The sequence below is a fragment of the Myxococcus vastator genome, assembly GCF_010894475.1.
In the GTDB taxonomy this organism is placed as follows: domain Bacteria; phylum Myxococcota; class Myxococcia; order Myxococcales; family Myxococcaceae; genus Myxococcus; species Myxococcus vastator.
The window spans coordinates 1-5,295 of the sequence record NZ_JAAIYB010000534.1 but is presented as its reverse complement, the minus strand read 5'-3'; the positions used below and the strand labels follow the sequence as shown (position 1 = coordinate 5,295).

At 68.4% G+C, this 5,295-nt stretch carries 5 protein-coding genes; 3 read left to right on the top strand and 2 right to left on the bottom strand.

The features are described 5' to 3' along the window. Window positions 1-2 precede the first annotated feature (2 nt). Window positions 3-1,703, bottom strand: a complete 1,701-nt coding sequence (gene pilB / locus G4D87_RS33220) for a type IV-A pilus assembly ATPase PilB (protein ID WP_163786700.1) — start codon at window positions 1,701-1,703, stop codon at window positions 3-5. Window positions 1,704-1,907: 204 nt separating this feature from the next. Then, window positions 1,908-2,834, bottom strand: coding sequence for a bifunctional riboflavin kinase/FAD synthetase (locus tag G4D87_RS33215; RefSeq protein WP_163786699.1), 927 nt, complete (start codon window positions 2,832-2,834; stop codon window positions 1,908-1,910). Window positions 2,835-2,909: 75 nt separating this feature from the next. Between G4D87_RS33215 and trmB the strand changes: the two genes are divergently transcribed. The 3 genes from trmB to G4D87_RS33200 all read left to right on the top strand — a co-directional run bounded on the left by trmB (window position 2,910) and on the right by G4D87_RS33200 (window position 5,158). Further along, window positions 2,910-3,530, top strand: a complete 621-nt coding sequence (trmB, locus tag G4D87_RS33210; protein WP_163786698.1) for a tRNA (guanine(46)-N(7))-methyltransferase TrmB — start codon at window positions 2,910-2,912, stop codon at window positions 3,528-3,530. A 108-nt stretch (window positions 3,531-3,638) separates the two neighbouring features. Beyond that, window positions 3,639-4,682, top strand: coding sequence for a diguanylate cyclase (locus tag G4D87_RS33205; RefSeq protein ID WP_163786697.1), 1,044 nt, complete (start codon window positions 3,639-3,641; stop codon window positions 4,680-4,682). 56 nt (window positions 4,683-4,738) lie between these two features. Next, the gene (locus tag G4D87_RS33200; protein ID WP_163786696.1) at window positions 4,739-5,158 is read left to right on the top strand and encodes a hypothetical protein; all 420 of its coding nucleotides are present in this window, start codon (window positions 4,739-4,741) and stop codon (window positions 5,156-5,158) included. The last annotated feature ends 137 nt before the right edge of the window (window positions 5,159-5,295 follow it).

The following is a 5,295-nucleotide window of genomic DNA, read 5'->3' as shown; positions in this document are numbered from 1 at the left end:
GACTAGAAGCGGTCCGGGGCGGTGTTTCCCACCACCTCTTCCAACGTGGTGGCGCCGTCCATCATCTTGCGAAGACCGCTCATGCGCAGGCTGCTCATGCCCAGGCGGATGGCCTCCTGCTTCAGCTCCGCGGCGGAGGCGCCGTTGATGACCAACTCCTTGAGGCCGTCCCAGAAGGGCATGACCTCGTAGATGGCCACGCGGCCCCGGTAGCCACGGTCGTTGCAGTCGCGGCAGCCGACCTTCTCGTACATCGTGAAGGTGCCAATCTTGTCCGGCGGAACACCCGCGTCGATGAGCGCCTGCTCGTCCACGTTCTCCGCCGGCTTCTTGCACGCCGGGCACAGCCGGCGCGCCAGACGCTGGGCGAGGATGAGGTTGAGTGACGCCGTCACGAGGAACGGCTCGATGCCCATGTTCAGCAGACGGCTCACCGTGCCCGGGGCGTCGTTGGTGTGCAGCGTGGAGAGCACCAGGTGGCCCGTGAGCGCCGCCTTCACGCCGATCTCCGCCGTCTCGAAGTCACGGATCTCACCAATCATGATGATGTCCGGGTCCTGGCGGAGGAAGGAGCGCAGCGCCGCGGCGAAGTTCAGGCCGATGTCGTCATGCATCTGCACCTGGTTGATGCCGGCGAAGTTGAACTCGACCGGGTCCTCCGCGGTGCAGATGTTGGTGTCCAGGCCGTTGAGGCTGGCGAGCGCCGAGTACAGCGTCGTCGTCTTGCCCGAGCCCGTCGGGCCCGTCACCAGCACCATGCCGTAGGGCCGGTCGATGGCCTCCTTGAACCAGGCCAGCGGCTGCGCGTCGAAGCCCAGCTTCGTCATGTCCAGCTGGAGGTTGCTCTTGTCGAGCAGACGCATCACGACCTTCTCGCCGAAGAGCGTGGGACACACGCTCACGCGGAAGTCCATCTCCTTGCCGCCGCCCATCTTGATCTTGATGCGGCCGTCCTGCGGCAGGCGCCGCTCGGAGATGTCCAGCGAGGCCATGATCTTCAAACGCGACGTAATCGCGTTGCGCAGCTTCATCGGCGGGCGCATCACCTCGTACATCACACCGTCGATGCGGAAGCGGACGCGGAAGTCCTTCTCGTACGGCTCGACGTGGATGTCGGACGCGCGCTTCTTGATGGCGTCCATGAGGATGAGGTTCACCAGCTTGACCACGGGCGCGTCGTCCGCGGCCTTGGCCATCTCATCGATGTTCTCCGTCTCTTCCTTGGTGACCTCGATGTCGTCACCGACGTCGCCAACGATGTCCTCCAGCGACGGGCCCTTCTCCGCGTAGTAGCGCTCGATGGCCTCGCGGATGGAGACCTCCGAGGCGACCACCGTCTCGATGTTGTAGCCCGTGAGGAACTTCAGGTCGTCCACCGCGAAGATGTTGGACGGATCGCACATGGCCACGATGAGCGACGGGCCCGCGCGGTTGACGGGCACCACCAGGTGCTTCTCCGCCACTTCCTTCGGCACCAGCTTGATGATGTCCGGCTCGACGTCGAAGTCCTTCAGGTTGATGGCCGGCACGCCGTACTGCTTGGAGAGGAAGTCGGTCAGCTTCGACTCCTCGATGGCGCCCGTCTTGACGAGCGCGGTGCCGATGCGCGTGCCGTTCTTCTGCTGCTCTTCCTGGGCCTTGCGCAGCTGCTGCACGGAGATGAGGTTCTCGCGAACCAGCAGTTCACCGAGTCGACCGGACATTCGTTGATGCCTCTTCCTTGAAGAAGAAAGAAACGGGCGGGGGCCCGCCTCCGAGCTCAAAGACGCGGGAGCGGTGCCCGGGTGACTCACACCCCATGGCACGGTTCCTGATTGCGAATTAGAGGGGAGCCGCGCGCGCGCGTCAAGGCGCCCTCGCCTGCTCCCCTGCTGTCACAACCCATTGAACGGACACGGGAAAATTGCTCAGCCCTCCGCGCGCGCAATCACGGCGCGCGCGGCCTCCACGTCACGCTTGATCTGCCCCGTCAACTCCACCACCGAGCCGAACCGCTGCTCGGGGCGCAGGCGGTCGAGGAACTGCACGCGCAGCTCCTTGCCGTACAGGTCGCCGGTGAAGTCGAGCAGGTGCGCTTCAATCGTCACCTCCGTGCCGCCAAAGGTGGGCTTCACACCGATGTTCGCCGCGCCGCCATGCCAGGTGCCTTTTGACTCGCCCGGCAGTTGGACGCGGATGGCATAGACGCCCGGTGCGGGGCGCAGCTCGTTCTGCGTGTCCACGTTCGCCGTGGGGAAGCCAATGCCCCGTCCCCGCCCCGCGCCCGTCACCACCGTGCCGTCCAGGTCGAAGGGACGGCCCAGCAGCCGCCGCGCCGCGGACACGCGCCCCTCCAGGATGTACTCGCGCACGCGTGATGAAGACGCCACCACGCCATCCACCGTGACGGGCGGAACCACGTGCACCGTCGCCCCGCGCCGGGCCGCCGCCTCGCGCAGCGTCTCCACGGTGCCGCGCCGGGCAGCGCCGTAGGTGAAGTCACTGCCCACCACGACGTGCGCGACGCCGAGCGCGTCGAAGAGCGCGGCCTCGAAGTCCGCGGGCGGCGTGCGCGCGTATTCGCGCGAGAAGGGCTGCACCACCGCCGCGTCCAGCCCGCACTCCTCGAACAGCTCCAGCTTGCGTGGCAGCAGGGTGATGAGCTTCGGCGCCAGCTCGGGCTGGAGCACCTTGCCCGGGTGGGGATTGAAGGTGAAGGCGGCGGCCCGCCCGTGGCGACGCGCCTCCGCGAAGAGGGCCTGATGGCCCACGTGCACACCGTCGAAGTTGCCCAGCGCGAGCGCCTGTCCGGCCAGCGCTCGGCCCGCGTCCGCCACCGCAGGGAAGACCTTCATGGGCTCCCGTATACTCCAGGCCTCGCGTTTTTCCCTGGCCAAACCCGTCGTCGCCATGGTTGGTGGCGCCCGCCCATGACCCGTCCTCGCCTGCTCCCCGAGCCCGTCGGCCTCAAGTTCGTCACGCTGGAGACCCCACCGGACTGGGACGCCGAGTTCGGCTTCAGCGGACCGCTCGAGCTGGAGATCGGCTCCGGCGTCGGCGGCCACGCCCTGGAGTACTGCCGCCGCCACCCCGAGGTGCGCTTCGTCGCCTTCGAGTGGCGCAAGAAGTACGCGCGCGACACCCAGGACCGCGGCGACAAGGCGGGCCTGCGCAACCTGCGCGTCATCGAAGCCGATGCCCGCGCCATCGTGCCCCGCATCTTCGCGCCCGGCTCGCTCGCCGCCATCCACCTCCAGTTCCCCGACCCCTGGTGGAAGCGCTCCCACGCCAAGCGCGCCGTGATTCAGCCCGCGTTCGCCGAGCTGCTGTACGGCAAGCTCGCACCGGGCGGACGCTTCGACATGCGCACCGACGTCCAGGACCGCGGCGTGACGATGCTCAGCATCCTGGAATCCGCTGGTTTCAAGAACCCCCTGGGTTCAGGCGTTTTCCATCCTTACGACCCGGAGGAGGTGCCCTCCACGCGTGAGCGCCGCTACCTGGCCAGCGGCGAGCCCGTGTACCGGGCGCGGCTACTGAAGCCTGCCTGACGTCGGCGCCACGGGCGCTCGCCGAGCCGCTTGCATCCCAGGCACGGGCCGTGAGAATGGCGGGCAACCCCGCACCGCGGGACGACCGCACCGGGGGGCGAGACATTCATGGCGGATGGCGAACGGAAGAGGACGCTGGAGGTCGCCCGCCGTGCCCCGCCCGGAGGGGAGCTCAGTGGCCGCACGGTGCTCATCGTGGACGATGACCCGGTGCATGTCCGGCACGTGCGCGACGGCCTGGCCCCTCACGGTTACGTCTTCACCGAGGCGCATGATGGTGCCCAGGCGCTGTCCGCCATCCGGGAGTCCCGCCCCGACCTCATCCTCATGGACGTGGAGATGCCGGGGCTGGGCGGCGTGGAGGTGTGCCGCATCGTCAAGGCGAACGCGGGTGAGGACGGCTTCGGCTTCATCCCCGTGATTCTCATGACGGCCCGGCAGGCCGCGGGAAAGGTGGAGGGGCTGGAGCTGGGGGCGGATGACTACCTGGTGAAGCCCTTCGACATGCTCGAGCTGTCGGCCCGCGTGAAGTCCATGCTGCGGCTGAAGGCGCTGCAGGACGCGCTGGTGGAGAAGAACCGCGAGCTGGACCGCGCCAACAAGGAGCTGGCGGCGCGGCGCGAAGAGCTGCTGACGCTCACCCGCACGGATGCCCTCACCGGCCTGTCGAACCGGCGCGCCTTGGAGGAGCGGCTGAACGACGAGTTCGCCCGCTCGCGGCGATATGGGGCGCCCCTGTCCCTGGTGATGCTGGACATCGACCACTTCAAGCGCATCAACGATAGCTTCGGGCACCCCTTCGGGGACCACGTGCTGAAGACCGTGGCCCAGGCGGCGCGGGCGCGGCTGCGGGAGGTGGACCTGCTGGCGCGCTACGGCGGCGAGGAGTTCATCGCCCTGCTCCCGGAGACGGGCCCCGCGGATGCGCTCCGGGTCTGCGAGCGGGTGCGCGACGCCATCGCCGCCCTGGAGCTGGAGCATGTGGGGGGGAGTGGCAAGCCGCAGTGCGTGCGGCTGACCGCGTCATTGGGCGTGGCCACGGTGCCGTCGGGCGACCTCCCGAGCGTGGAGGCGCTGCTGCGGGCCGCGGACGCCTGCCTCTATGCGGCCAAGGGAGCAGGCCGCAATCGCGTCCATCAGCACGCCGCGTGACATGTCCGAACCTCGGGCTTTCCCCCGGCGACGCTTTGACCTAAACCCCTGTCCCCATGCGTCTCTCCGCGACGATGCCCTGGCTGGTAGCGCTGGTCCTGGTGCTGGGCCTGGGTGGCTGCAACCGGCCGCGCTTCGGCACCCCGCAGGACGCCTACACGTCCTTCCACCGGCTGGTGAAGCGAGGGGAGCTGCAGCAGGCGTGGGGCGCGCTGTCCAAGCCCACCCAGGACGCGCTGGCGCAGCGGGCGCAGGTGGTGGGCGCGGCCTCCGGTGGTGAAGAAAAGCCGGAGCCCCTGGCCCTCTTCTTCGCGAATGTCCCTCCGCCTCCGGATGTTACGGAGGTCTCGCTGGTCCGGGAGGAGGGAGACGTGGCGACAGTGCTCGTGCGTGCGGGAGGCAACTCCCACGAGGTCCGGATGGTCCGTGAGCCGTCCGGGTGGAAGGTCGATCTTTCAGCATCCCTCCAGCCGTGAAGCCGGGCATGCCCGGAAAACTCGCATCAGGTAACGTACGACTGTGAACGACAGGAAGACACGGCGGGTGATTCCCGCGGTCGAAGTCATCCGGCGCCCGGCAACGACGCCCGGCACTGCCGCTCCGACCCCGACTC